We start from the raw sequence: 23,127 nt of genomic DNA on the forward strand, positions 1-23,127 counted from the left end.
GCCGGCGATGGGGAGCGTGCGTCTGTGAACCGGGAAATTCCCGCGGAAAGCGCCAGAAATGGCGAAATTCCGAAGTTCCAAAAGCCACTCTTCGGAACGACGCCACCTTCCGCCCTGTCAGGTCTCGTTGTTCAGACCTTCCCTAGCGCTGCTCTTGGTCACTGCCAGAGCCTTGTAGTCGTAGTAATAGTATTACTACGACTATTACTACCAATACAGGGATGGTGACACGACGATGACCTGGCCGAGCTGCCGGCGTCACCAAAAAGAAAGCCCCGCCGAGGCGGGGCCGTGGTGCGGATCGAGAGACTTACCGCTGACGCAGCGCAAGCCGGACGTGACGCCAGAAGATGCGCCATTCTCCGAGCTGGCCGCCATCGAGCAGCAGCGCCCGGAACATAGCGAACGCCTCACCCGGCCGCTTGCGGTACGCTTCGGCCATTGCTTCGTCGTGAGGCTTGTCCTTCATCGTTCGTACTCCATCACCGGCAGCGGGTAGGCCCGCGCGATGCTTTCCATGTTGTAGCGGTATTCCAGGCGGCCGAGCGTGGTGGGCTTAGCCCCTGTCCGCTTCGCTGCTTGGGCAACTTCCCTCACGTCCCTGGCATGATCGAAGGCGAGGCCCGGCACCTTCGCCTTGATACCCCGAGGATTGCTCGACTGTTCCCACTCTTGCAGCCAGTGAGCAATGCGGCGGCTGTCGGGAACGTAGCCCGTTGCGTGCGTCATGAGGCGCATCAGGGCTTCATGCTCTAGCTGACTGAACATGGCTTGTTATCCCTTTTTCATGGTTCCGCCATCGGGCTTGCTCCAGGCTTGTTGCAACCGTTCCTTCAGGCCGTCCCGATAGGCTGGATTCTTGGCAAAGACACTGCGACCCATTGCAAGGTGCTCAAGGCGGCTGGATGTGGTTTGGTGCCCGGTACGCGGGTCAAGGCGGGTTGAGGTCGGGTTGATGATTCTTCCCGCCGTACTGGCCGGAGCCATAGCGCCTTGAGCCATGCCGCGCAGTGTCACGGCTGCACTACTGATGCCACCCGCGAGCTGGCCGGCGACGTTGTTTGCTTCGGCCAGGAGCCAGAACATAACCAACGTGAAGGTAATCAGCACCAGGGACGTGAATAGCGTGTTTTGGTCGCTGTCCAGATCGACGCTGTTTATCACCGCGTCAAAGCCCTTGAAGGCCAACCCCATGACGGCCGCCACCAGGGCGATGCGCAGGATGTAGGTCATCACCTGCCCGAACCAGCTATCGAAGAACTTCGACGTGGCGGGCCAGAGCAACAGGGCCACGAACACCGGGCCGATGCCGAGCATGATTGTCAGGGCAGCTTTCGCCACCACGATCATGCCGCCGGCCGGCACGCCGATCAGGCCCGTTGCAACTGCGATGATGGCGGCATTGATGTATTCCCCGAACATCGCGCCCATCTCGGTTATGCCGCGATTGCCGGCCTTTTCCCAAAGGTCGGCAGCGATGCCCCACCCCTTGCCAAGCGCCGCATCCACGACCGAATAGACCGACGCGGGACTTGCCCCGGCACCTGTCCCGGCAAAGGCCGATGTAAAGCCGGTTTCCAGCGACTGGATACTACCGACGACCCAATCCGAGTAGGTTGCAGCGTTCAGCGCCAGGGCACCGATGAACAGGTACTTGGCGCACGTTTTCATGAACGTGGAGAAGGGCAGTTCGACATAGCCCCAACCGATGGCGTAGCCCATCAGCGTCAGGTGAATGGTGGCCCCGCCGATGAAAAACAGGGTGAAGGTCGAAATGACCTCACCCACGGTTCCGGTGATGAACGGATTCAGCGCCGCGTCGAGGTACTGGCCTATGAACTGAAAAATCATCGGGTCCATGTCATTCCCCCTTCTTGTTGAAATCGACCGGCGGCAGCTTCAAGTAGCCACGCCGCGACAGGTCTTTTTCGTTCTGCGCCTGCTGCGCGTTGATGCAGTTGGGAGAGGCCGCCAGTTCGCCGGGGTTGCTCTTGCACTTGGCGATCATTTCCTTTCGTTCCGTGTCATGGGCCTTGTACCAATCGACGGTTTGAACGGGCGTGTTCTCGCCGCAGCCGGCCAGGACGGCTGCGACGACCAGGGAGAGGGCGAGCCTTTTCATTTCCTCACCCCCTGCATGCGCTCGATGGTGTCAGCAGCCACATTCAAAGCACCTTCTGCGATGCTCCACGCACCGAGAAGCAGAACAACCAAGTGGGCCATGTCGATGTAATCACCCGTGGCGAGGGTGCGGATGTAGTCGAGCAGATTCATTTCCGCACCTCGCGCGTTTCCGCGTCGATGACACGGCCGGAGCCGTGGCGGGCTTCGTGTTGCTGCGCCACGTCCAGGGCGTGGGCCAGCTCGGCCGCGTCGATGATGCGCAGCGCTGCGACCGTGCGCAGGGCGCTTCCCCGCGTGCCGGCCCAATGGCCCGCGAAGCGTTCGCCGGACTGGCGCAGCATGAACATGCACCCAAGCAGGCAGCCCAAAGAGAGGAACACCGACGCATAAGGCGAAATGGGGCCGTCCTGGCGCGGTAGCGTGATGCCTGCCCAATCGACCAGGGCGAGCAGGAAGGGCATGAAAGCCAGGATGCCGGCGACAAGATCACCGTGCAGCATCGAGGGCGCGCGCCGACTGACCTCGCGCATGAAGCCCATGCGGTCAATGCACGACCAGAAGCGCCACATTGCCAACAGGATGAAGAAGCAGAGCGCCACCAGGGGAGCATGAAAATAGGAAATCATGGTCGCGCCCCTCAATTCGTGACTTGGGGCTGAATCCAGCCGCGCCGTGCGCCTGCCTTGGCGTTCAGTTCGCGTTGCCGCTGTTCCTGTAAGCGATCTTCGGCCGCCGCGACCATCTGATACATCTGGAGCTTCGTTTGCTCGTTCTGGATCATCGCCTGTTCGGCGGCGATCCGGCCTTGCAGCTCGGCGATGGCCTTCGGATCGGGCGTGTCGTTGATCTTCGCCATGAGGCTGTCAATCTGGTTGAGCCGCGACTTCGCCTTGTCGTAGGCGTCCAGGGCAAAAGCCTTGTCCTGGGCACCCTTGACGGCCTGGGCTTCGCACGCGGTGCGTTGATCTACGAGCTTGAAAACCATGCAGGCGTCGAATGCCTTGTTTGCTTCGTAGATCGACTGCGCCCGGCCGCTCAGGCCGGAATACCCGCCCGACTTCACGGCGTCATAGACGCCCTGCCAGTCGCTCGGCAGGTAGTCGCGCAGCGCCGGATTGTTCAGGATGTTGCCCAAGCCACGCGAACCAGTCAGCGATTCATATTGCTGCTTCATCTGGTTGATTTGGCTGGTCATCTGGTCGTACTGCATCTTCCACTTGGCGATGGTTTCGACCTGGGCGGCGACCTGCTGCGCAATGGAAGCGCCATCAGTGACCGGAATCTGCGCGTATGTGGAATTGCTCAGGAAGACTGCGCAAGCGACGGTGACTACCGCCAGGGTTTTGAGAGATTGCATGTTTGCCACTCCTTTTCGATGAGAAGGAGGGGACGCTGGCCGTCTTTCCGACCTGTCCGCCGGCTCTTTCGAGCTACTGTTCCCGGCAGTCAGCCCCGCATTACTTGGGGCGGCACCCTGCCCGCGTTGCACGGGCTTCGGGCTAATCACAACGGTCTTTCCGCGTCGTCAGGGCCGTCTTTTCCGGTTCCCACGGTCACGCCACTTTCGGCGGGTCAGATCGGCATCTTAATGCTTTCCCCGATCATCAGGCCCTTCTTTTCAGACCAGCAGCCCGGTACGCCGAAGCGCTCTTGGGGCAAACAAGCGTCCCCCTTGAGGGATACGGTGACCGGGGACAACCCGGTCGATTTACCAATCAGTTCCATCAATACTGAATTCTTCGCTCAAGTACGAAATATTAGCAAGCTCCTCCAAGGCTTGATCCACGGTTCTGAACCAGAGTTGACGTCCGTGAGCATCAACAACGCGCCGGACGTCTCCGGCGTTTTCCACGCTCAAGGCATATCCATGCCGCCGATTCGCTTTCAGGATCACGCGCACGAGCCCCGTTCGCTCCAAGCTGTCGCAGTAAGCATCCAGTTCTCGATAGCGCAAGGTCGCAACCGGGCGGCGGCTCTGCGGCCGAGGAGTCATGTGACGGTAGCCCCCTTTCTGCCCAGCATGGTCTGGATGCGTTCCAGGTGGTGACGGATGACCTCGGGCGAAGCTGTCTGAACTGGTGTCTCGGCTGGTGCGCTCTGAATGCGCAATCTTTTTTCCTTCGCGGCAAGGCCGGCTGACGGTACGAAACGTCCTCGATAAAAGCGATCCAAAACTGCGCGAAACCAGCGTTCCGGGCTGGTCTTGATGCTCTGCGTTGCCATCACCCCGGCGAGTTCATCCAAGAGCATCTGTGCATTGTTGACATCGAGGCCACTCACCATAGGGGCGATGGCACCGCGCTCCCGCTCATTCAGGCGCGAAGGCCACACCAATGCGCCGCAGGCGCCTTTCTCCGCCTCGCCCGGCACGGGCGAAGGGGGCGGCGTGTGGATAACTTTCGCCGGTAGTTGTAGTGACGATTCTTTGATGATTCTGTTTGGTGGTTCATGGGGTGACACAGTTCTGTCGCCCAGGGATGTCTGCCGTGTCACCGGGGGAGTGACGGCCGCGTCGCCCCCCGGTGCCAATCTGTCGGAGGGGGTGGGATACGGGGGTGACAAATTGACGGGGGGAGATTCGAGGCACAGGTAGTAGGCATTCGAGGATTGCCCTCCATCGCCTCGAAATCTGCGCTCGATATGCAGGAAGCCGCGCTCTTCCAGCTCTTTCAAAACGCGTTGCACCGTTCGCTCAGAAGCGCAGCACTTTTCAGCGATGAGCCGCACACGCGGCCAGCACTTCCCAACCTCATCGGCTGAATCAGCCAAGGCCATCAGGATCAGCTTTGAATTGGGTGGTAGCCGCTGCTCCCACGCCCAGTTCATCGCCTTGATGCTCATCGCGCCAGCGCTCCTTGCGCACTGCCATCGAGTGCGAGCGCGTCCTTGACTTGGAGAGTACGAAAGTAGACGCGCCGGCCAACCCGCAGCATCGTGGGCTTGAGCTTGCGGGCGACGTCCGTGTTCGAGTACAGCGCGACCCGAATACCGTCTGGTGAGCGACCGAGCAATCCCGCTACGTCGCCAAGACTCATGAGTGGGCCATACCGTTGAAGTAGATATTCTTCCGTTGTCATCAATACATCCACCGAAATAATGAGTAGATGGGCGTATTTTTGGACTGGTATGGCTATTGGTCAAATTTAAGTCATTGATTTAAAAGACCAAAATTAGCTATCTCGCCATACCAAAATGCACCATCCTCGATTACCAAAATATGGCATCTTGGCGTCGAGCATTTCGCGGATGGAAAAATATCCATTCAAATCAAATAATTGGGCAGACTATGAAAATAGAAAAATTCATTGAAATAATTCATGAATTTCCTGTCTTTTTCACCACCTGATCGAGCTTGCCCACCAAATCCTCCGCGCGCAGGTGGGTATAGCGCTTGAGCATCTGCATCGACTTGTGGCCGCTGATGGCCGCGACTTCCTGGTCGGACAAGCCTGCTTCCACAAAGCGGCTGACGGCTTCGTGGCGCAGATCGTGAAAGCGGAAGTCCGGCACGCCGGCATCTTTCTTGATGCGCGTCCAGATCGGATTGAACTGGTAAGCCCGGCGCTTGTTGTCACGTCCGGGCTCACCGAAAAAGATCAGGTCGGTATCAATGGGGCGCACCGGGTTGTTCAGCGCCTTACGAAACAGCCGGGTTGCCTCGACTGTCAGAGGAACGGTACGCGACATCGTGTTTTTCGTTTCCTGGAGACGCACCACGCGCCGGTCAAGATCGACCTGGTTCCGGCGCAAGCCTGTGATCTCCGAAGAACGCATTCCTGTTTCGAGCGCGATGCGCACGATCCAGCCGAGCATTGGGTTCGAGTGAGCATCGACCGCCACCATCAGGCGGGTTTCTTCTTCTCGCGTGAGCCGTCGATCCCGCCCAGGGCTGGGCGCTGGACGGCGAATGCTTTGCACGGGGTTGTAGGTCAGGCCGATCCCCCATTCCTTGATCGCCACGTTGAACAGGTGGCCGAGCAATGCGAGATCGAGACGTACCGTGTTGGGCGAACGGGGCTTGGGGGCAGGCTTGCCCTTGGCGTCCTTGCGATCCAGACCAGCGAGCCGGTCGTCGCGGTACTTGGCGATCAGCTCCGGTGTCAGCGCAGCCAACGAATACTTGCCCAAGTTCTGCATCAACGGCTTCGCGTGTCTCGCGTCGCTATCGGCCGATGCCGGGCGCTTGGTTGGGGAGACCTCGGAAAGATAGCGCTTGAGCGCGTCCTCGATGGTCATGCGCTCGGACGGCGCACGTTGGATATAGACGCCGCGCACCATTTCGTCTTCGGTGCGCCGCGCCCAATCCTCGGCGTCGCGTTTGGTGCGGAAGGTCTTGGCTGTGGCCGGCCATCCCGTCTTGCGTATGAGCGCTTTCCACGTGCCTGAGGGTGTCTTGACGATGGTCGCCATTCGGTTGCTCCAGAACAGGGCTCGTGTACCGAAACTGTACCGACGCGCCAGCGCAAGCAAAGATGGTGGGCCCAGCAGGACTTGAACCTGCAACCAACGGATTATGAGTCCGCTGCTCTAACCGATTGAGCTATAGGCCCTTTTTGCTTTTTTGATGGGGCGGAAGGGTGGCCGCCCCGCTCAATTCTGCCTCGCCGATCTGGCCTCGATCAGTGGATTATGAGTCCTCTGCTCTAACCGTTGAGCTATAGGCCCGAGTGTCTGGCGGCGAGATGGCGGGCATGTCGGGCCGTGCAGCGGACGCGAAAGTTTACCTGTCTGTGCGTCACCGTGTCTGCCATGCGCCTTCTGCCGGCGGCGATCCAGCGCCCACAGCCGCGCGATCATGTATCGGCTGCCCACCACGAAAAAGCCCAGCGGCGGCTGGGCTTTGGGCATCAGATTCAGAGTTACGTCCCGCCGCCGCCTTACAGACGCCTTCGACGGACCGGTGCGGTGCACCCCAGCAGGTTGCAGCCCGGTGTGGAGCTTGGTGATGCCGAAGCTGGTTGGTTGGCAGCCCATCGCAGCGCATGTGTGGGTGACCGGTGGCGAGCCGTTGCGCAAGCATGGCAATCAACACGACGTGGCGGCGGGCACGATGATCGCGATAACGCGCGGGGTGGCGTTGGGAAACGATATCTCGAAGCAACCAGCAAACCCTACCAATCCCGAATCCCCAATCCCCGCCCCTCAGGCATCAGCCGTCTCGAACTGCCCATCGATCAACTGCCGGCCCGCACGAAACCCGTGCGCGATGGCCTCCTGATACGTCGCATAGGCCAGCCCATTGCAGCCGATACGCGGCTGGCGCTTGCCGCCGAGCGCATACACATCCACCCAGAGCGTCCACTTGGCATCAGGGGAAGCCTGCTCGGCGCGCACGCGGATCTCGTGTTCGCGGTACGTGGTGGTTTCAAAGCGGCTTTGCCTGCTCATAAAGCAATCTCGTCTCCATTCGTCCGTCAACTTAGAAGTCGCGGTCAGAACGCCACGTGAGGTTTGCAGAAACATCGGTTTAATGTTGCGTGGCCGTGTAGCTTCGTCGGCGGTGCGTGAAACGTCGGGGCGCTGCACCGCTGACGTGCCTGGCATGCGAGCGATCGCAGCCCACGCACCAAGCATAGCCAACTGCCCGGGCCATAACGCAACAGCCCCGCATGAGCGGGGCTGCTGTGTGATCACTGCACGGTTACGACCGCGGCATCAGTCGATATCCAAAAACGAGCGCAGCTGTTCCGAACGGCTCGGGTGACGCAGCTTGCGCAATGCCTTGGCCTCTATCTGACGAATCCGCTCGCGGGTGACGTCGAACTGCTTACCGACCTCTTCCAGCGTGTGATCGGTGTTCATGTCGATACCGAAGCGCATGCGCAGTACCTTCGCCTCGCGCGGGGTGAGGCCGGCCAACACGTCACGCACCGTCTCGGAGAGATTGATGTTGGTGGTGTTGTCGATCGGGGACTCCACATTGGTGTCCTCGATGAAGTCGCCCAGATGCGAATCCTCGTCGTCGCCGATCGGGGTTTCCATCGAGATCGGCTCCTTGGCGATTTTCATCACCTTGCGGATCTTGTCCTCGGGCATGTCCATTTCCTTGGCCAGCTCCTCCGGCGTGGCCTCGCGGCCGAACTGCTGGAGCATCTGGCGGGAAATACGGTTCAACTTGTTGATCGTTTCGATCATGTGCACCGGAATACGGATGGTGCGGGCCTGATCGGCGATCGAACGGGTGATGGCCTGACGGATCCACCACGTGGCATACGTCGAGAACTTGTAACCGCGACGGTATTCGAACTTGTCCACGGCCTTCATCAGGCCGATGTTGCCTTCCTGGATCAGGTCGAGGAACTGTAGGCCGCGATTGGTGTACTTCTTGGCGATGGAGATCACCAGACGCAGGTTGGCTTCGACCATTTCCTTCTTGGCCTTGCGCGCCTTGGCTTCGCCATAGGCCATCGCACGGCTGATTTCCTTGATCTCGCCCAGGGTCAGGTAATTGGCCTTTTCCATCTCGATCGAGCCCTGCTGCTCGGAGATGATCTGATCCTTGACGTCGCGCAGCGCCGATGACCACTTCTGCTTGCGCTTGAGTGCGTCCTCCACCCATTCCAGGTTGGTCTGGTTGCCTTCCCAGGAGCGGATGAAATCCTTGCGCGGCATGCGGGCCACGGTGGTGGCCAGGTGCAGCACCTTGCGCTCGTGGTCCTTGATGCCATTGACCACGCCACGCAGCTGGGTGACCAGCGCGTCGGTCAACGGCAGCGGCAGCTTGAGCGTGGTGAAGATGGCGGCCATGTCTTCGCGCGCCTTGACCACCAGCTTGTGCTCGGCGCCGTTCTTGGCATAGACCTTCTTGAACTTGGCGTATTCGTTGGCCAGGTTCTCCATGCGCGTGGCTACTTCCACCGGGTCCGGACCGGTCGGGCCGGCCTCTTCTTCGGCGGCGTCGTCATCGCCGTCTTCGTCGTCGTCTTCGTCGACTGCTTCATCGTCGGACACGGCGACCGGGCCGGCCGCGGCGAGCGCAGCAGCGGCGGCATCGGCTTCTTCGATCAGGTCGTTGAAGCCGACCACGATCTCGGCCAGACGCTTCTTGCCCTCCTTGTGCGCTTCGTAGTCGGCCAGCAGCATTTCGGTCGACAGCGGGAACACGCCCAACGCGGCCTGGACCTGGCTCAGGCCTTCTTCGATGCGCTTGGCGATGGCGATTTCGCCTTCGCGGGTCAGCAGCTCGACCGTGCCCATTTCGCGCATGTACATGCGCACCGGGTCGGTGGTGCGGCCACCTTCGGTGTCGAGCGCGGTCAGCGCGGCGGCAGCTTCTTCGGCTGCGGTGTCGTCAACCTCGCGGTTGCCGGTGTTGCCGTCGTTGAGCAACAGTGTTTCGGCATCGGGTGCAACTTCATGGACATCGATGCCCATGCCGTTGATCATGCTGATGATGTCTTCGATCTGCTCCGGGTCGACGAGGTCGTCGGGCAGATGGTCATTGACTTCGGCGTAGGTCAGATAGCCCTGTTCCAGGCCCTTGCTGATCAGTAGCTTGATGTCGGATTGCTGGGCAGGACGTTCGTTGGCCATGAGTGCTCGCGCCACCGGCTTTGAGATTGGAAAGAGAACCTAGCATTATACCAGCGTGAAGCCCGGTCTGCCGGATTCAAGACGGGACCGCTGGTGGACGTGTTGTATCTAGGGCCTGAGAAGGAAGGTCACCGGGCCATCGTTGACCAGGTCGACAACCATATGGGCACCGAAACGCCCGGTTTCCACCCCACCGCGATGTTTTTCGCGGCAGATCGCCACCAATCGATTGAACGCCGGTTCAGCCTCCAGTGGCGGCGCGGCGGTGCTGAAGCCTGGGCGGTTGCCGGAACTGGTGTCCGCCGCCAGGGTGAACTGGCTGACCAGCAGCAGGCCGCCGCCGGTGTCGGTGAGTGAGCGGTTCATCTTGCCAGCGTCGTCGCCGAATACCCGGTAGCTCAGCAGCCGCTCGGCCAGGCGCCGGATCTGCGCGTCGCTGTCGCCGGGCTCCACGCCGATCAGCGCCAGCAGCCCGGGGCCGATCTGCCCGACGATCTGGTCATCGACCGTGACGCTGGCGCGGGTGACGCGCTGGATCAGTGCAAGCATGGGCATTCTCGGGCATCAAACTGTGCCGCGCAGCATGCCCAGCGCTGCCGGCACTGTCACGCGCGGGCCTTCGCGGTCTGCGCTGTTTAGAATTGCGCGGATGACACCTGATGTTCGCGCTCGCCTGTTGTACGCCACCGCCGCCGCCGTGGGCCGCTTGCCGTGGCCATTGCTCAAGCGCGTGGCCGACACGCTGGCCTGGAGCTGGTGCAAGCTCAATGCACGCGAATCACGCGTGGCGCGCCGCAATCTGGAACTGGCGTATCCGGAACTGAGCGCCGAGCAGCGCGCACGCTTGCATGCGCAGATCCTGCGATCGACCGCGCGGCAGACGCTGGAAGTGCTGCGCACCTGGACCCGCCCGCCGGCGGAGAACCTGGCACGCCTGCAGCGCAACGGCCAGGAACTCTACGACGCCGCGCTCGCCTCCAGGCGCGGGGTCATCGTGGCGGCGCCGCATTTCGGCAACTGGGAACTGCTCAACCAGTGGCTGTCCGAGCGCGGGCCGATCGCGATTGTCTACCGCCCGCCGGAGTCCGAGGCGGTGGACGGCTTCCTGCAGCTGGCACGTGGCGGCGACAACGTGCGCCAGGTGCGCGCCGAAGGCCCGGCGGTGCGGCAGTTGTTCAAGGTGCTCAAGGACGGCGGCGCGGTCGGCATCCTGCCCGACCAGCAACCGAAGATGGGCGATGGCGTGTTCGCGCCGTTCTTCGGCATTCCGGCCTTGACCATGACCTTGGTCAACCGGCTGGCCGAGCGGACCGGGGCGATCGTGCTGTACGGCTGGTGCGAGCGCGCCGGCGACGACCTGCAGTTCGCACTGCATGTGCAACCGGCCGACCCCGCGGTGGCCGATGCGGACCCGGTGCGTGCAGCCAGCGCGCTCAACGCCGGCATCGAACAGATTGCCCGGCGCGACCCGGCGCAATATCAGTGGACCTACAAGCGCTACACCCTGCGCCCGCCGGGCAGCGGCGAGGCCAACCCGTATGCGACCGAGCGGCATCCGCATTGAATGCAGCGCCACATCTCACTTAATTGCTCAGCGCATCACTGCCAGGTCAACGCACTTGGAGGGGCTAGCAACACGTAGCGGGCAGTCGTCAGGTGGGTGCGGACGGCGCGCTCGGGACCGCTGTGGACGAGTGATACATGCCGATTCCGGGCATCGGCCGCGCCCGCTTGGCGAGTGCGCAGCTTTGGTAACCGCTCAGTCGTCGTGCGGATCGGCAGGTGTGTCCAGGATGCGTTGATAGAACGCCAGGTCCAGCCAGCGCCCGAACTTGAACCCGGCCTCGCGCACGGTGCCGGCATGGGTGAAACCGAACTGTTCGTGCAGGGCTATGCTGGCCTGGTTGCTGGCATCGATGCCGCCCACCAGCACGTGCACGCCACGCGCTTGCGCTGCTGCGATCAGGGCCTGCAGCAGCAGGCGCCCCAGCCCTTTGCCGCGATGGTCGCGATGCACGTAGATCGAATGCTCGACGCTGTACTTGAAGGCGGGCCAGGCGCGAAACGTGCCATAGCTGGCAAAGCCCATCAGGGTGCCGTCGTCGTGCTCCACGCCGATCACCGGAAAGCCGCCCGTCTGCTTGGTGGCGAACCAGCCGACCATGCTTTCCGGTGGCCGGGGACGGTAGTCGTACAGCGCAGTGGAATTGGCGATGGCTTCGTTGAAGATGTCCAGAATGGCGCTGGCATGGCGCGCTTGGCTGCAATCGACAATGTGCATGGTGCCCAACGAACATGGAGGTCGCCCGATTAGAAAGCATTGCCGGACCCTGAACAACGCGGGCCGCGGGGCAACCAAGCGGCGCGGGCCTGCCCACTCAATCGGCAGCGGCTGGATGCAGCGTTCTACCCGGTTGTGGCGACTGCCTGTTGCCAAGCGCGCGACAATGGACAGGGACGATCACGCAATGATCGCGGCGGCGTCCGTCTTGAAGCGGCCGTGGCAATCCCCATCTGGAGTCGTGCATGAGTAGCCCCCTCCCCTCTCCCAGCACACAGGCCTTCGGCGATCCGGCGGCGATTCGCTGTGAGCGCGCCGCGTCCGAACTGCGTGCCGGGCGCCCGGTCTTGCTGACGGCGGCGAATGGGCAGGCGCGTGCGGTGCTGGCGCTGGATAGCAGCACGGCGCAGTCGTATGCGGCATTCGCCCGCGCCGCGCGGGGCCGCCACTATCTCTTCGTGACGCCCACCCGCGCCCAGGTGTTGGGGCTAAGCGCGCCGCAGGGTGCGCGCGTGGGCTTGATCGATCACAACTACGACCAGCTCGCCGCGCTGGCCTACCTGCGCGACACCCCGGTGCCTGCGCAGTGGACGGCCGGCGATGCGCTGGATGCCGGCGGCGTGGAGATCGCGCGGCTTGGCCTGCTGCTGCCGGCGTTGCTGGCGGTGGAGCTGCGCGATGTGCACGACCATGCCGCGTTCGCCGGCTGCCAGTCGCTGGCGCTGGACGATTTGAGCCGCGGCTGTGCCACCTCCGCGGCTGCCGGCTACGAGCTGGTGACCCGCACCCCGGTGCCGCTGCGCGGCCTGGGCATGAGCGAATTCGTGGTGTTTCGCGGCGGTGTGGCGCAGCGCGATCAGGTGGCGATCGTGGTCGGCCAGCCGGACCTGAGCACTGCCGTCGCGGTACGCGTGCATTCGTCTTGCCTCACCGGCGACCTGTTCGGCTCGCTCAAATGCGATTGCGGCGACCAGCTGCGGCACGGCCTGGCCAAGTTGAAGGAGCTCGGTGGCGGCGTCCTGCTGTATCTGGACCAGGAAGGTCGCGGCACCGGCATCGCCGCCAAGATGCGCGCCTACGGCTATCAGCATGCGGGCCTGGACACCATCGACGCCGACGCGCAATTGGGCTTTGGTCCGGACGAGCGGCGCTACGGCAGTGCGGTGGCGATGCTGCGCGGGCTGGGCATCGGCCGGATCCGGTTGTTGACCAACAACCCGGCCAAGGCCGAGCGCCTGCGCGCGGCCGGCATCGTGGTCGAAGACCGCATCGCGATCACCGGCGACATCACTGCCGAAAACGAGCAATACCTGCGCACCAAGGCCGCACGCGCCGGCCACGCGCTGGATGTGGATGCGTTGATCCTGGCCGCGCAATAACGCGCCCGGCGCCGGGTGCGCCTGCACTGGGCAGCCGGCTATGCTTGCGCACCGCTTCTGCAGGCCAGCATCGTGCACGACGCTCCACCGCCGCACCCCGACGTCTTGGTCCAGCCCGCTCCGGCAGAAGCCCCAGCCGTGGCGCACAGCCAGTGGCAGTCGCTGCCGCGTCGCGGTGCGTATGTGGCGGCGATCAATGGCGCGCTCGGCGGCGGATGTGCGGGCCTGATCGCAGCCAGTGTCACGGTTGTCTGGCTGCACGCCTGGCGTTACTGGCCGGCGGTGCTGGGCGTGACCGCGGTCATTGCCCTGCTGGGCGCCTGGTTGGCGGTCAAACGGCACCGGCTGACGCAATGGAAACTCGATCAGCATGGCCTGGCGCTACAACGCGGTCATCTGTGGCAAAGCGATACGCGCGTTCCGATTTCGCGCGTGCAGCATGTGGACCTGCGTCGCGGGCCGATCGAACGCGCCACCCGCCTGACCACGCTGGTGGTGCACACCGCCGGCAGCCGGCTCAATGCGGTGGCGCTGTCGGGGCTGGATCAGGACGATGCCGAGCGCCTGCGCGATCGCCTGGCCCGCCAGCTCGACCACGACGACGACGCGCTATGAGTGCCGTTGCACATCACGGCAACGACGAGCAGCGCCTGCATCCATTGTCGTGGGTGTTCGTGTTGCTGCAGCAGATCCGTCAGTTCCTGATTCCGCTGGCCGCATTGATCCTGTTCGGCAGCCGCGACGGCAATCGCGATGTTGCCGACCAGATCGCCACCGGCGTGGTGATTGCGGTGCTGGTGGCGATTTCGGTGCTGCGCTACTTCACCTACCGCTACCGCATCGGCAGCGATAGCGTGGCCATTCGCAGTGGCCTGCTGGAACGCAGCCGGCGCGATATTCCGTTTGCGCGCATCCATAATGTGGTGGTGCATCAATCGCTGCTGCACCGTCTGGCCGGCGTGGCCGAGGTGCGGCTGGAATCGGCCGGTGGACACAAGCCGGAAGCGGAAATGCGCGTGTTGCGGCTGGATCAGGCGCTGGCGCTGGAAGATCTGATACGGCGCCGTGCAAGCGACGCAGGCGTGCCGGCGCCGCAGATCGAGGAAGACAGCGGCAGCTTGCTGCGCCTGCCGATGGCCGAGGTCATCCGCCTGGGCCTGATCTCCAATCGCGGCATGGTGGTGGTGGCGGCCGGCTTTGGCGTGATCTACCAGATGATTCCGCGCCGTACGGTGTCCAACTTCGTCGAGCATAACGGCGAGCTGGCCTATCGCTACGTCAGCCAGATCCATCCCGGCGTCGCGGTCACGGCAACGCTGGTGACCCTGGCCACGCTTGCCCTGTTGATGGCCATGCGCGCGCTGTCGGTCGCCCTGGCGGTGACCCAATACCACAGCTTCCATCTGAGCGAATCCGAGCGCCGCCTCACCGTGGAGCGTGGGCTGCTGACGCGGATCCGCAGCAGCGTGGCGTTGCGGCGGATCCAGTCGTGGACGTTATACGAGGGCCTGCTGCATCGCCTGTTCGGTCGTCGCCAGTTGCGGGTGGACACCGCAGTGGCCGGCACTGGCGACACCCACGGCGGCGCATTGAAAGAACTCGCGCCCATTGCCGACCCGCAACAGTGCGACGTCTTGCTGCAACGCCTGCTGCCCGGCATCGCCTGGCCGCCGACGCAGTGGCGGACGATCGCCACGCATTGCTGGTGGCGATTGAGTCTGCCCGCCGCGCTGATGCTGCTGCCGCTGACGGCGGGCCTGGCGTGGCAGTTCGGCAGCCAGGCCTTGTGGTTGCTGGTGTGGCTGCCGTGGAGCGCGTTCAAGGCGCAGCGCCAGGTGCAGCGCATGGCCTACGCGGTGGATGCGCGTTACGTTGCGGTACGCGGCGGCTGGTGGAAGCGCTGGTGGCGGCTGGCCGAGCTGGACAAGCTGCAGGCGCTGCAACTGCAACGCTCGCCGCTGGATCGGCTCTCCGGCACCGCCACACTGTGGCTGGATACGGCCGGTGCCAGCGCCACCGGCCCGGCATTGCGGCTGCGGTTTGTGCCGTTTGCACAGGCGCAGGCGCTGCAGGCGCAACTCGGTGCCGCGTTGGCACGGCGCAAGCTGCGCTGGTAATCGGGAATCGGGAATCGGGATTGGGGATTCGGGATGGGGGTGGACGTAGCCGTTGACAGCGCTATTTCGTCAGCGATCGACCGGCAGCAATCAATGCTGCGCCGGCCCCCAGTAGCCCAACTCGCGACGGATCTGCAACCCGCGCCACACTGCACCCAGCGGTTTGCGGCGCAGTCCGCCGAGCTTGCCGGCGATGAAGTCTTCGGTGGCGGCAAGCACCCGCTCGGAAGAATGCCCGTCGCGATACGGGTGAATCGCATCGGCGTAACTGGCAAGCGCGCTACGCAATGCCGCATCCGGCGCCAGCGCGCGCGCCAGCTGCTGCGGCAATTGCTCTGCCTGCTGGAAGTCGAGCATGTGCGGCTGCGGCACACGGTTGCGAAAGGTCACCACCGGTTTGTGCTGCACCACGAATTCGGACACGATCGATGAGGTATCGGAAACCAGCACGTCGGCCGCACGTTGCGCGGCCATGACCTCTTCGGGCTCGACGAAGCGAGCGTTGGCGCCTGCCAGTGCGCGATAGCGGTCGAACAATTCCTGCGCGCACTTCGGGTGCAAGGTCAGCAGCCAGTAATGCGCGCCGCGCGCGATGTCGGCGGCGATCTCGTCGTAGAGTGCGGGCGCTGCGCTCAGCCGCTCGGTGAAGGTGGAACCGAACAGGATCACCGGGCGGCCGGCGGCCGGCGCACGCAAGGCCGCGCTAAGGCCGCCATCGTCGCGAAAGACCGGGTCGAGCTTGGGCCAGCCGGTTTCCACCACGGCAAAATGGCCCTCGCGCTGCGCCAGCGCGCGAAACGGCGCCGTGGTGGCGGGGCCTTGCGTGCAGTACAGATCGAACAGACCACGCACCCGGAAATGGCCGCGATTGTCCTCGCGCTTTTGCACATTGAAACCGTGAAACAGCTGCACTTTCGCGCCGGACACAAACGGTGGCACCCAATTGGCGGCACTGAATACCGCCCGCGGACGCAGCGCCAAGGCCTCGCGCAGGCCGACCTCGCGCACGCCCGGCAGCGCCAACCCGCGCGCGCCGCCTTCGAACCAGGCCGACACCGCGTGCCCGCAGGCCTGTATCGCCTGCGCCAATGGCGCCAGAATAGGCAACGCGTAACGCTCCGTTGCGAACAGCAGGTAATCGGCCATCACATGTCCTCTTCGACCGCACCCGACGAACGGCCTCGCATTTGCGCCTGCATTATCGCGTTCAACGAGGCCGATCGCCTACGCGACTGTTTAGCCTCGCTGGCGTTCTGCGACGAGATCGTGGTGGTGGACTCCGGCTCCACCGATGCCACCACCGCCATCGCCAGCGAATACGGTGCGCGCGTGCTGCACCGAGCCTTCGATGGCTACCGCAGCCAGAAGGCGTTCTGCGTGGCACAAGCCAGCCACGACTGGGTGTTGTGCCTGGACGCCGACGAACGCGTCAGCGATGCCCTGCGCACCTCGATCATCGCTGCGCGCGATGCCGGTTTCGCCACCGCGGCCGGCTACCGCTTCGCACGCCTGTCCGACTACTTCGGTCGCTTCCTGCGTCACGGCAATGCGTATCCGGACCGGGTGCTGCGCCTGTTCGATCGCCGCCGCGGCGGCTGGCGCGGCAAGCGCGAGATCCACGAGGCGGCCAGCGTGGATGGCCCCGTGGAGACATTGGCGGGCGATCTGATCCATTACCCGTACCGCTCGCTGATGCAGCAACTGACCAAGACCCAGCGCTACGCGCAGATGATGGCCGAGCACGAACACGCACGCGGCAAACGCGCCACCTGGAGCAAGCTGGTGCTGGCGCCGGCCTGGCGCTTCTGGCGCGGCTACCTGTTGCGCGGCGGCTTTCGCGATGGCTGGCATGGGCTGATCTACGCCTATGTGCGCGCCAACTACGTCCGCCAGAAGACCATCATGTTGTGGCTGCTGCAAAACAATCAGCCGGTGCAGGACCCGCCGCGCGCGCCGGATCGGCGCAGCCAGTGAACAGATAAAAACCTTGAGAGCTGCAGTCAAGCTGCTGCGAATGCCGCCAACGGTGCGTAGACGTCGGCATGTGCAAGCCAACGCACCCGACTCCAGCAACGGCTGCACCCCTTCTGTTTTTGCACAGGCCAGTGATCAGCCAACGAAAGCGCGCCGCTGGTGCATGCGCCACCTGCAGCCGGCGGGTCATCCGCCGCTATCGAGTGCTCGCCACGTCCGACTGCGCCTGTTGCGCCTGCCGCGCGGAAAGACCCACCAACACGCCGACCATGGCTGTATAGAAGCTCGCCGCCACCTGGTGCGCAAACATCGATTGGGTCAGGCCGCACAAGGCATAACTGATCACGAGCATCACCCCGGCCGCCGCCGGGCCGCGGAACTGCTGCTGCCCGCTGCGCCGATGCAATCGCACGAACATCCACAGCGGCACGCCGTAGACGGCAAGCAGCAGCAACAGGCCGGGCACGCCCTGGGTGGCACTCCACTCGGCCAGATCGTTGTGCGCATGCCCCAGCTGGCAACGGAACAACGCCGGATCGGCGGCACAGGCCGGCAGGTCGTGCATCGCATCGTCGAAACGACCAACGCCCACACCGGTCAGCGGGTGCGCCGTTACCGTGTCCCAAGCCACATGCAGGCGTTCGATACGGGCACCGGCCGACGAATCGGTGTCGCCCACTTCGTAACGCTGCAGGTCGCGCTGCAATTCGCCCAGGCGCATCTGATCGGTCAGCGCCGGCACGCTGAGCGCGACACCCACCGCCAGCACCGCGCCGCCGACGAAGGTCAGCAAGCGCACGCGCGTGCTGTGCCAGGGCGCACCCCAGATCAGCACGCCCACCGTGGCCAGCATCGCCAGCCACACCCCGCGGCTGCCGCTGAGCACGATCACCACCACGGTGGCGATCGCCGCGCCCACCAGCCAGCGCACGCTGCCGGGCGGGCGGCAGAACACCGCCACCACCAGCAACATCAGCACGATGTCGGCAAACGCAATGGCGTTGGTGAAGCCTTCGGCGCGGTCGGCGCCGTTCATCACCTGCAGCAGCGCGATCAGCATGGCCGCAAATACGCCGACCAAGGCACCGCGCCACAACCACAGTTGGCGCGGCTGCAACGCATAGGCCCACAGTGCTGCCCAAGGCAGCACCAGGAAGCGCGAGCGATTGCCCACATCGCGTAGCCCGTGCTCGAACAACGCGATCGACAGCAGCGACATCGCGATCACCGCCACCGTCAGCCATCCCACCACGCGCAACGACCATTCGCGCGCGGCAATGCCGTCACGCAGGCTGCGCCAGCCCATCAGCGAACCCAGCAGCAGGCACAGGCCGAACGGCAGCAACCCGCTCGGCATGCTCACCACCAGCGCAGTCAATGCGAACGCGCCCAGCTCGGCAATGCGCACGCCTGCCCGCGAGGTGGTCGGGACAGAGGGCGACAGCGACGCGGGTTGGGGACGCAAGGAATTCATCTAAAAATCGGTGGGAAAGGGAAGGCGACGCAGTGGCCGGGCTTGGGCAGCGCCGGCCAAGCTAACGATGCGACGCATGAATCCCTGCTAGACAGCTACCGGCCGCTGCATTGACGCCACGCCAATGGCACCTGGCACGTGCGCGTGCCGGTGGGGTCGGCTGGCTCATTCGGTATCCAGGTTGCCCTGCTCCTTTGCTTCCACCGCACGCTCGCTGGAGCTGGCCACGCAGGGGCCGCGCACCGCATCGGCCGGCACCAACCACCAGCGCCGGCGGTTGGCCACGCCCACCAACTGGCTGCGGCTGCGATCCACGCAGGCCAGCAATGCGGTCTCCTGAGCCATCAGCCAGCGCTGGCCGGGTTGTTCTGCCTGCCAGGCCACGCCGCGCTGCAACTGGGTCTCCCACGGCACCTTGAAGCCGAAGGTCTGCGCAGGCCGGTCGGCCATCAGCAGGTTCTGCTCCTTCCACGCCACCAGCCCGAGTTGCGCATCCGGGCCAATGCGGCGCCCGGCCTCGCGCATCACCGCACCGGCCGAACTGGAATCGTTGAAGATCGGGTAGCACACCAGCCCGAACGCCACCCACCACGCGCCAAGCAGCGAGACCACCGCCAACGCGGAGCGGCGCACGCGCATCAGCAGCAGGCTGGCGATGCCCCAGGTACCCACCGCCAGCAACAGCCAGCCCAGCGGGTCGGTGGCTTCGCTGCCGACCCCGCGCCTGTCCATGATCTTCTGCTCGAAGCCCGGGTGGCCAATCAGCATCGCCGCGCCGCCTGCACAAAACACCACTGCCAGCAGCAGCCCGAACCCGAACAGCAGCCGCTGCACGCCAGCCCGGCGCAGCAGGCCGGGCGCCAGCGGCGCCAGCGCCAGGCAGAACATCGGCAGCGCCGGCAGGATGTACACATCGCGCTTGCCGCTGGGAATGGTGAAGAACACCAGCACCAGCAGCCACCAGGCCAACGGCAGCAGATAGCGCGGATCGCGCCGTTTCAGCCGACGCCGCCACGCCGGAATCGCCCACGGCAGCAGCAGGATGGTCGGCAGCCACATCGTGGCCATGCTTTGCAGGTGGTACCAGACCGGCTGCGCATGATCCCAGGAGCTGGCGTAGCGCTTGGCGGTCTGGCGCAGCAGGATGTCGTTGAGATACACGCGGTATTCGGACTGGCCAGCGGTCAGTGCGGTCACCATCATCGGGACGAACCACAGCGCGATCGCCATGAAGAAGAACAGCGGCCCCAGCCAGAAGCGCCGGTCGCGCACATGCACGCGTACGCCCGGCCAGCCACGCGCCGCTGCAATTCCGGCCGGGATCAGCATCAGCAGCGCGATGATGCCAACGCCCTTGGTGATCACGCCCAACCCGGCGGCGAACCAGCCCAGCGTCCACCAGCGCCAGGCCGGGCCCATCAGCAGATGCCGCAGCAGGCCGTAATTGGCCAGGGTGATCCAGAACACCACCAGCGGGTCGATCTGCGCCTTCTTGGCCTGAAAGGTGAAGTGCAGCGTAAACAGCAGCATCCAGGCTGCATACACGCCGACACGGCGGGTCCACAGCCGCCGACCCAGATCGTAGACGCAGGCCAATGTGCCCAGCGCGGCCAGCAACGACGGCAGCAGGAACGCCACCCGCCAATTGCCCAGCAGCGTGTAGAACACCGCTTGCAGCCACATCAGCATCGGTGGCTTGTCCGAATACAGCTCGTTGCCGCGATGCGGGAACAACCAGTCGCCGCTCAACACCATCTGCTTGGTCACCAGCGCAAAGCGCGGCTCGTCCGCCGGCCACGGGTCACGTAAACCCAGGCCCGCACCAATCACCAGCACGGCGGTCATGGCCAGCAACCAGACATCGGTGGAAGCGCGATTCTTGAACATGTCGGGCGGCAGTCGGTCGCAGAGGGTGGAGCGCTGGACTTCGCGCGCGATCAGGAGGCTTTTAGCAAAAGCGCGTAGAAAAATCCGTCGCAGTGCGCCTCGCCTGGAAACCGCTGACGTCCGGCGCCGGCGGCATGCCCGAACTGCGCACCCAAAGGCTGCGCGCGTGCGTCGGGCGTGCGCTGCAGGAATGCCTCGACCTGCGCCTGGTTCTCGCGCGCCAACAGCGGGCAGGTGGTGTACAGCAATTGTCCGCCTGGACGCAGCGTGCGCCAGGTCGCATCCAGTAGCCGCGCCTGCAGCGCACACAGCGCATCGATATCGTCGGCGCGCCGGTGCAGCAGCACATCCGGTTGACGACGCACCACGCCGGTGGCCGAACATGGCGCGTCCAGCAGTACCGCATCGAACGGCTGGCCGTCCCACCACGCCTCCGTATCGGCGGCGTCGGCCGCCTGCAATGCAACCTGCGCATCGGGGACCGTGCGCTGCAAGGTCTGCTGCACGCGCTCCAGGCGGCGCGCATCCACATCCAGCGCCACGAGCTGCAATCCGGGATGGCGCTCCAGCAGATGCGCCGCCTTGCCACCGGGCGCGGCGCAGGCATCGAGCACGCGTGCCGACCGCGCCAGGGTCAACGCATCGGCCACCTGCTGCGCAGAGCCGTCCTGCACCGAAACATCGCCTTCGGCGAAGCCCGGCAACTGGCTCACCGGCACGGCGTTGTGCAGGCGCACCGCATCCGGCAATACAGCATCGGTATGCGCGACGATATCCAGTTCGGCCAGTCGTGCGACATATGTCGCAGGGTCGGTGCGCGAACGCTGCACGCGCAGCCACATCGGCGCCATTTGCGCACTTGCGGTGAAAATGGCTTCGGCACGATCGCCCCAGTCCGCGCGCAGCTGCTTGCGCAGCCACGACGGCCAACCGGCATCGTCGGCCACCGCGGGAAATCCTTCGCGCTGGGCGCGCCGCAAAATCGCGTTGACCATGCCGGCCTGACGGGGCCGGCCCAGTGCGCGACACGCATCCACGGTGGCCGACAACGCGGCGTGCGCAGGCAGTTGCAGCACGTCGAGTTGCGCGAAACCGACCATCAGCAGCGCCTTGAGTTCGGCATCGCGGGGCGGCAACGCACGTTCCAGCCATTGCCGCAACGCGAGCTCATACGCCGGGCGCCGGCGAATGACCGCAAAGCAGATCGCCTCCACCAGCGCGCGATCGCGCGGATCGCCGATGCCGGGCAAGGTCAAGGCAAGTTCGGCCTTCAACGACCGGCCTTGATCGAACACCGCCGTCAGTACGCGTGCGGCGGCCAGGCGCGAGGCGACGCCGGCGGTTGCGGTGTCGGCCAACATCAGCCCAGCGCCGGCAGGTCGCGCCGCGCGTTGAGGTAATCGGCGGCGGTAATCGCCTTGCCGCCCTCGCGCTGGAGCACGCGCACCCGCAGCGCACCCTCACCGCAGGCGATATCGATGCCCTGCTTGCTGGCCGCCAGCAGGGTGCCCGGCGGCTGTTGATGGGCCAGTTCAAGCGCCACCGCGCCATGCAGGCGCACGCGCTCGCCCGCCAGGATCGCCTCGGCCACCGGCCACGGGTTGAACGCCCGCACGCGTCGCGCCAGTTCCTGCGCCGGCTGTGCCCAATCCAGCCGCGCCTGCGCCTTGTCCAGCTTGTGCGCATAGGTCACCCCGTCGGCCGGCTGCGGCTGGGCCACCGGACGGATGCCGGCGCGCAACAGGCCCAGGCCATCGGACAGCACCTGCGCGCCCAGCGCGGCCAGCCGGTCGTGCAACTGCCCGCCGGTTTCCTGCTCGTCAATTTCGATGCGCTGCGACAGCAGCACCGGGCCGGTGTCCAACCCGGCTTCCATCTGCATCAGACACACCCCGGTCTCGGTGTCGCCGGCCTCGATCGCACGCTGGATCGGCGCGGCACCACGCCAGCGCGGCAGCAACGAGGCATGCACGTTCCAGCAGCCGTGCGTCGGCGCGGCCAGCACTGCCTTTGGCAGGATCAACCCGTAAGCCACCACCACCATCAGGTCCGCATCGAGCGCACGCAACGTCGCCAATGCTTCGGGCGATCGCAGCGTCTGCGGCTGGAAGACCGGAATGCCGCGCGCGATCGCCTCCAGCTTGACCGGCGAGGGCGTCAACCCGCGACCACGCCCGGCGGGGCGATCGGGCTGCGTGTACACCGCCACCACCTCATGCCGCTGCGCGGCGGCGCGTAGCGACGGGACGGCAAAATCCGGCGTACCGGCGAAGATGATTCTCATAAGGCTGGGATTCGGGATTCGGGAGTGGGATTCGCATCGCCAGGTGTGGTGGCCGGGGCGAGAATGGCGTGGAG

Annotated in this window: 25 protein-coding genes, 1 tRNA gene and 1 other RNA gene; 5 read left to right on the forward strand and 22 right to left on the reverse strand. The window is 64.6% G+C overall.

Annotated features, from left to right (window positions below; all coding sequences use genetic code 11):
• Positions 1–310: 310 nt before the first annotated feature.
• The 15 genes from J7367_RS12255 to dtd all read right to left on the reverse strand — a co-directional run bounded on the left by J7367_RS12255 (position 311) and on the right by dtd (position 10,206).
• The gene (locus J7367_RS12255) at positions 311–469 is read right to left on the reverse strand and encodes a hypothetical protein (RefSeq protein ID WP_011257515.1); all 159 of its coding nucleotides are present in this window, start codon (positions 467–469) and stop codon (positions 311–313) included.
• On the reverse strand, positions 466–768 hold the full coding sequence (locus tag J7367_RS12260; RefSeq protein WP_017158441.1) for a hypothetical protein: 303 nt from the start codon (positions 766–768) through the stop codon (positions 466–468). The genes J7367_RS12255 and J7367_RS12260 overlap by 4 nt, the downstream gene beginning before the upstream one ends.
• Positions 769–774: 6 nt before the next feature.
• Complete coding sequence (locus tag J7367_RS12265; protein WP_057658560.1) at positions 775–1,860, reverse strand: type IV secretion system protein; 1,086 nt, start codon at positions 1,858–1,860, stop codon at positions 775–777.
• Position 1,861: 1 nt separating this feature from the next.
• Entirely contained in the window at positions 1,862–2,122 is a 261-nt protein-coding gene (locus tag J7367_RS12270; RefSeq protein ID WP_017158439.1) for an EexN family lipoprotein, read from the reverse strand.
• Complete coding sequence (locus J7367_RS12275; RefSeq protein ID WP_176215001.1) at positions 2,119–2,274, reverse strand: hypothetical protein; 156 nt, start codon at positions 2,272–2,274, stop codon at positions 2,119–2,121. The genes J7367_RS12270 and J7367_RS12275 overlap by 4 nt, the downstream gene beginning before the upstream one ends.
• Entirely contained in the window at positions 2,271–2,750 is a 480-nt protein-coding gene (locus J7367_RS12280; RefSeq protein WP_025998806.1) for a hypothetical protein, read from the reverse strand. Before J7367_RS12280 ends, J7367_RS12275 begins: the two co-directional genes overlap by 4 nt.
• Before the next feature lie 11 nt (positions 2,751–2,761).
• A complete protein-coding gene (gene virB5, locus J7367_RS12285) occupies positions 2,762–3,481 on the reverse strand; it encodes a P-type DNA transfer protein VirB5 (protein WP_017158563.1) in 720 nt (239 codons plus the stop codon).
• Positions 3,482–3,696: 215 nt separating this feature from the next.
• Positions 3,697–3,849 (reverse strand): hypothetical protein, encoded by a 153-nt coding sequence (locus tag J7367_RS12290; protein WP_176215000.1) that lies wholly within the window; start codon positions 3,847–3,849, stop codon positions 3,697–3,699.
• 264 nt (positions 3,850–4,113) lie between these two features.
• Entirely contained in the window at positions 4,114–4,965 is an 852-nt protein-coding gene (locus tag J7367_RS12295) for a helix-turn-helix domain-containing protein (RefSeq protein ID WP_081027434.1), read from the reverse strand.
• Complete coding sequence (locus J7367_RS12300) at positions 4,962–5,159, reverse strand: hypothetical protein (RefSeq protein ID WP_017158560.1); 198 nt, start codon at positions 5,157–5,159, stop codon at positions 4,962–4,964. Before J7367_RS12300 ends, J7367_RS12295 begins: the two co-directional genes overlap by 4 nt.
• 280 nt (positions 5,160–5,439) lie before the next feature.
• The gene (locus tag J7367_RS12305; RefSeq protein WP_017158559.1) at positions 5,440–6,534 is read right to left on the reverse strand and encodes a site-specific integrase; all 1,095 of its coding nucleotides are present in this window, start codon (positions 6,532–6,534) and stop codon (positions 5,440–5,442) included.
• Between the two features lie 63 nt (positions 6,535–6,597).
• Positions 6,598–6,674, reverse strand: a tRNA-Ile gene (locus J7367_RS12310).
• 592 nt (positions 6,675–7,266) lie between these two features.
• Positions 7,267–7,587: a hypothetical protein gene (locus J7367_RS12315; protein ID WP_007964253.1), complete on the reverse strand. Its 321-nt coding sequence runs from the start codon at positions 7,585–7,587 to the stop codon at positions 7,267–7,269.
• 192 nt (positions 7,588–7,779) lie between these two features.
• Entirely contained in the window at positions 7,780–9,657 is a 1,878-nt protein-coding gene (gene rpoD, locus J7367_RS12320; protein WP_007972894.1) for an RNA polymerase sigma factor RpoD, read from the reverse strand.
• Between the two features lie 108 nt (positions 9,658–9,765).
• Positions 9,766–10,206, reverse strand: a complete 441-nt coding sequence (dtd, locus tag J7367_RS12325) for a D-aminoacyl-tRNA deacylase (RefSeq protein ID WP_057658564.1) — start codon at positions 10,204–10,206, stop codon at positions 9,766–9,768.
• Here dtd and J7367_RS12330 point away from each other — a divergent pair.
• Positions 10,205–11,221: a lauroyl acyltransferase gene (locus tag J7367_RS12330; RefSeq protein ID WP_176215002.1), complete on the forward strand. Its 1,017-nt coding sequence runs from the start codon at positions 10,205–10,207 to the stop codon at positions 11,219–11,221. The genes dtd and J7367_RS12330 overlap by 2 nt on opposite strands.
• 62 nt (positions 11,222–11,283) lie before the next feature.
• Here J7367_RS12330 and J7367_RS12335 read toward each other — a convergent pair.
• Positions 11,284–11,360, reverse strand: a non-coding RNA gene (locus J7367_RS12335) — sX9 sRNA.
• A gap of 56 nt (positions 11,361–11,416) precedes the next feature.
• Positions 11,417–11,938 carry a GNAT family N-acetyltransferase gene (locus J7367_RS12340; protein WP_003484403.1) on the reverse strand — a complete coding sequence of 174 codons (522 nt, stop codon included), beginning with the start codon at positions 11,936–11,938 and terminating at the stop codon, positions 11,417–11,419.
• 245 nt (positions 11,939–12,183) lie between these two features.
• On the opposite strand from J7367_RS12340, the gene ribA reads away from it, so the two are divergent.
• The 3 genes from ribA (at position 12,184) to J7367_RS12355 (ending at position 15,434) form a co-directional block, all read left to right on the forward strand.
• Positions 12,184–13,317, forward strand: a complete 1,134-nt coding sequence (gene ribA, locus J7367_RS12345; protein ID WP_057658568.1) for a GTP cyclohydrolase II RibA — start codon at positions 12,184–12,186, stop codon at positions 13,315–13,317.
• A gap of 138 nt (positions 13,318–13,455) precedes the next feature.
• A complete protein-coding gene (locus tag J7367_RS12350; RefSeq protein ID WP_057658684.1) occupies positions 13,456–13,932 on the forward strand; it encodes a PH domain-containing protein in 477 nt (158 codons plus the stop codon).
• On the forward strand, positions 13,929–15,434 hold the full coding sequence (locus tag J7367_RS12355) for a PH domain-containing protein (protein WP_022560119.1): 1,506 nt from the start codon (positions 13,929–13,931) through the stop codon (positions 15,432–15,434). The genes J7367_RS12350 and J7367_RS12355 overlap by 4 nt, the downstream gene beginning before the upstream one ends.
• A gap of 90 nt (positions 15,435–15,524) precedes the next feature.
• Here J7367_RS12355 and J7367_RS12360 read toward each other — a convergent pair whose 3' ends face one another.
• Positions 15,525–16,583, reverse strand: a complete 1,059-nt coding sequence (locus J7367_RS12360; protein WP_080720841.1) for a CDP-glycerol glycerophosphotransferase family protein — start codon at positions 16,581–16,583, stop codon at positions 15,525–15,527.
• Here J7367_RS12360 and J7367_RS12365 point away from each other — a divergent pair, their 5' ends adjacent.
• Entirely contained in the window at positions 16,584–17,408 is an 825-nt protein-coding gene (locus J7367_RS12365; protein WP_007972908.1) for a glycosyltransferase family 2 protein, read from the forward strand.
• A 196-nt stretch (positions 17,409–17,604) separates the two neighbouring features.
• Here J7367_RS12365 and J7367_RS12370 read toward each other — a convergent pair whose 3' ends face one another.
• The 4 genes from J7367_RS12370 to fmt form a co-directional block, all read right to left on the reverse strand.
• Positions 17,605–18,882, reverse strand: coding sequence for an O-antigen ligase (locus tag J7367_RS12370; protein WP_057658570.1), 1,278 nt, complete (start codon positions 18,880–18,882; stop codon positions 17,605–17,607).
• 165 nt (positions 18,883–19,047) lie between these two features.
• Complete coding sequence (locus J7367_RS12375) at positions 19,048–20,769, reverse strand: glycosyltransferase family 39 protein (RefSeq protein WP_057658572.1); 1,722 nt, start codon at positions 20,767–20,769, stop codon at positions 19,048–19,050.
• A gap of 50 nt (positions 20,770–20,819) precedes the next feature.
• Positions 20,820–22,130 carry a 16S rRNA (cytosine(967)-C(5))-methyltransferase RsmB gene (gene rsmB / locus J7367_RS12380; protein WP_057658574.1) on the reverse strand — a complete coding sequence of 437 codons (1,311 nt, stop codon included), beginning with the start codon at positions 22,128–22,130 and terminating at the stop codon, positions 20,820–20,822.
• Positions 22,130–23,053, reverse strand: a complete 924-nt coding sequence (fmt, locus tag J7367_RS12385) for a methionyl-tRNA formyltransferase (RefSeq protein WP_057658576.1) — start codon at positions 23,051–23,053, stop codon at positions 22,130–22,132. The genes rsmB and fmt overlap by 1 nt, the downstream gene beginning before the upstream one ends.
• Positions 23,054–23,127 lie beyond the last annotated feature (74 nt).

Source organism: Xanthomonas sp. D-36-1 (genome assembly GCF_017746155.1).
Lineage (GTDB): Bacteria > Pseudomonadota > Gammaproteobacteria > Xanthomonadales > Xanthomonadaceae > Xanthomonas > Xanthomonas cissicola.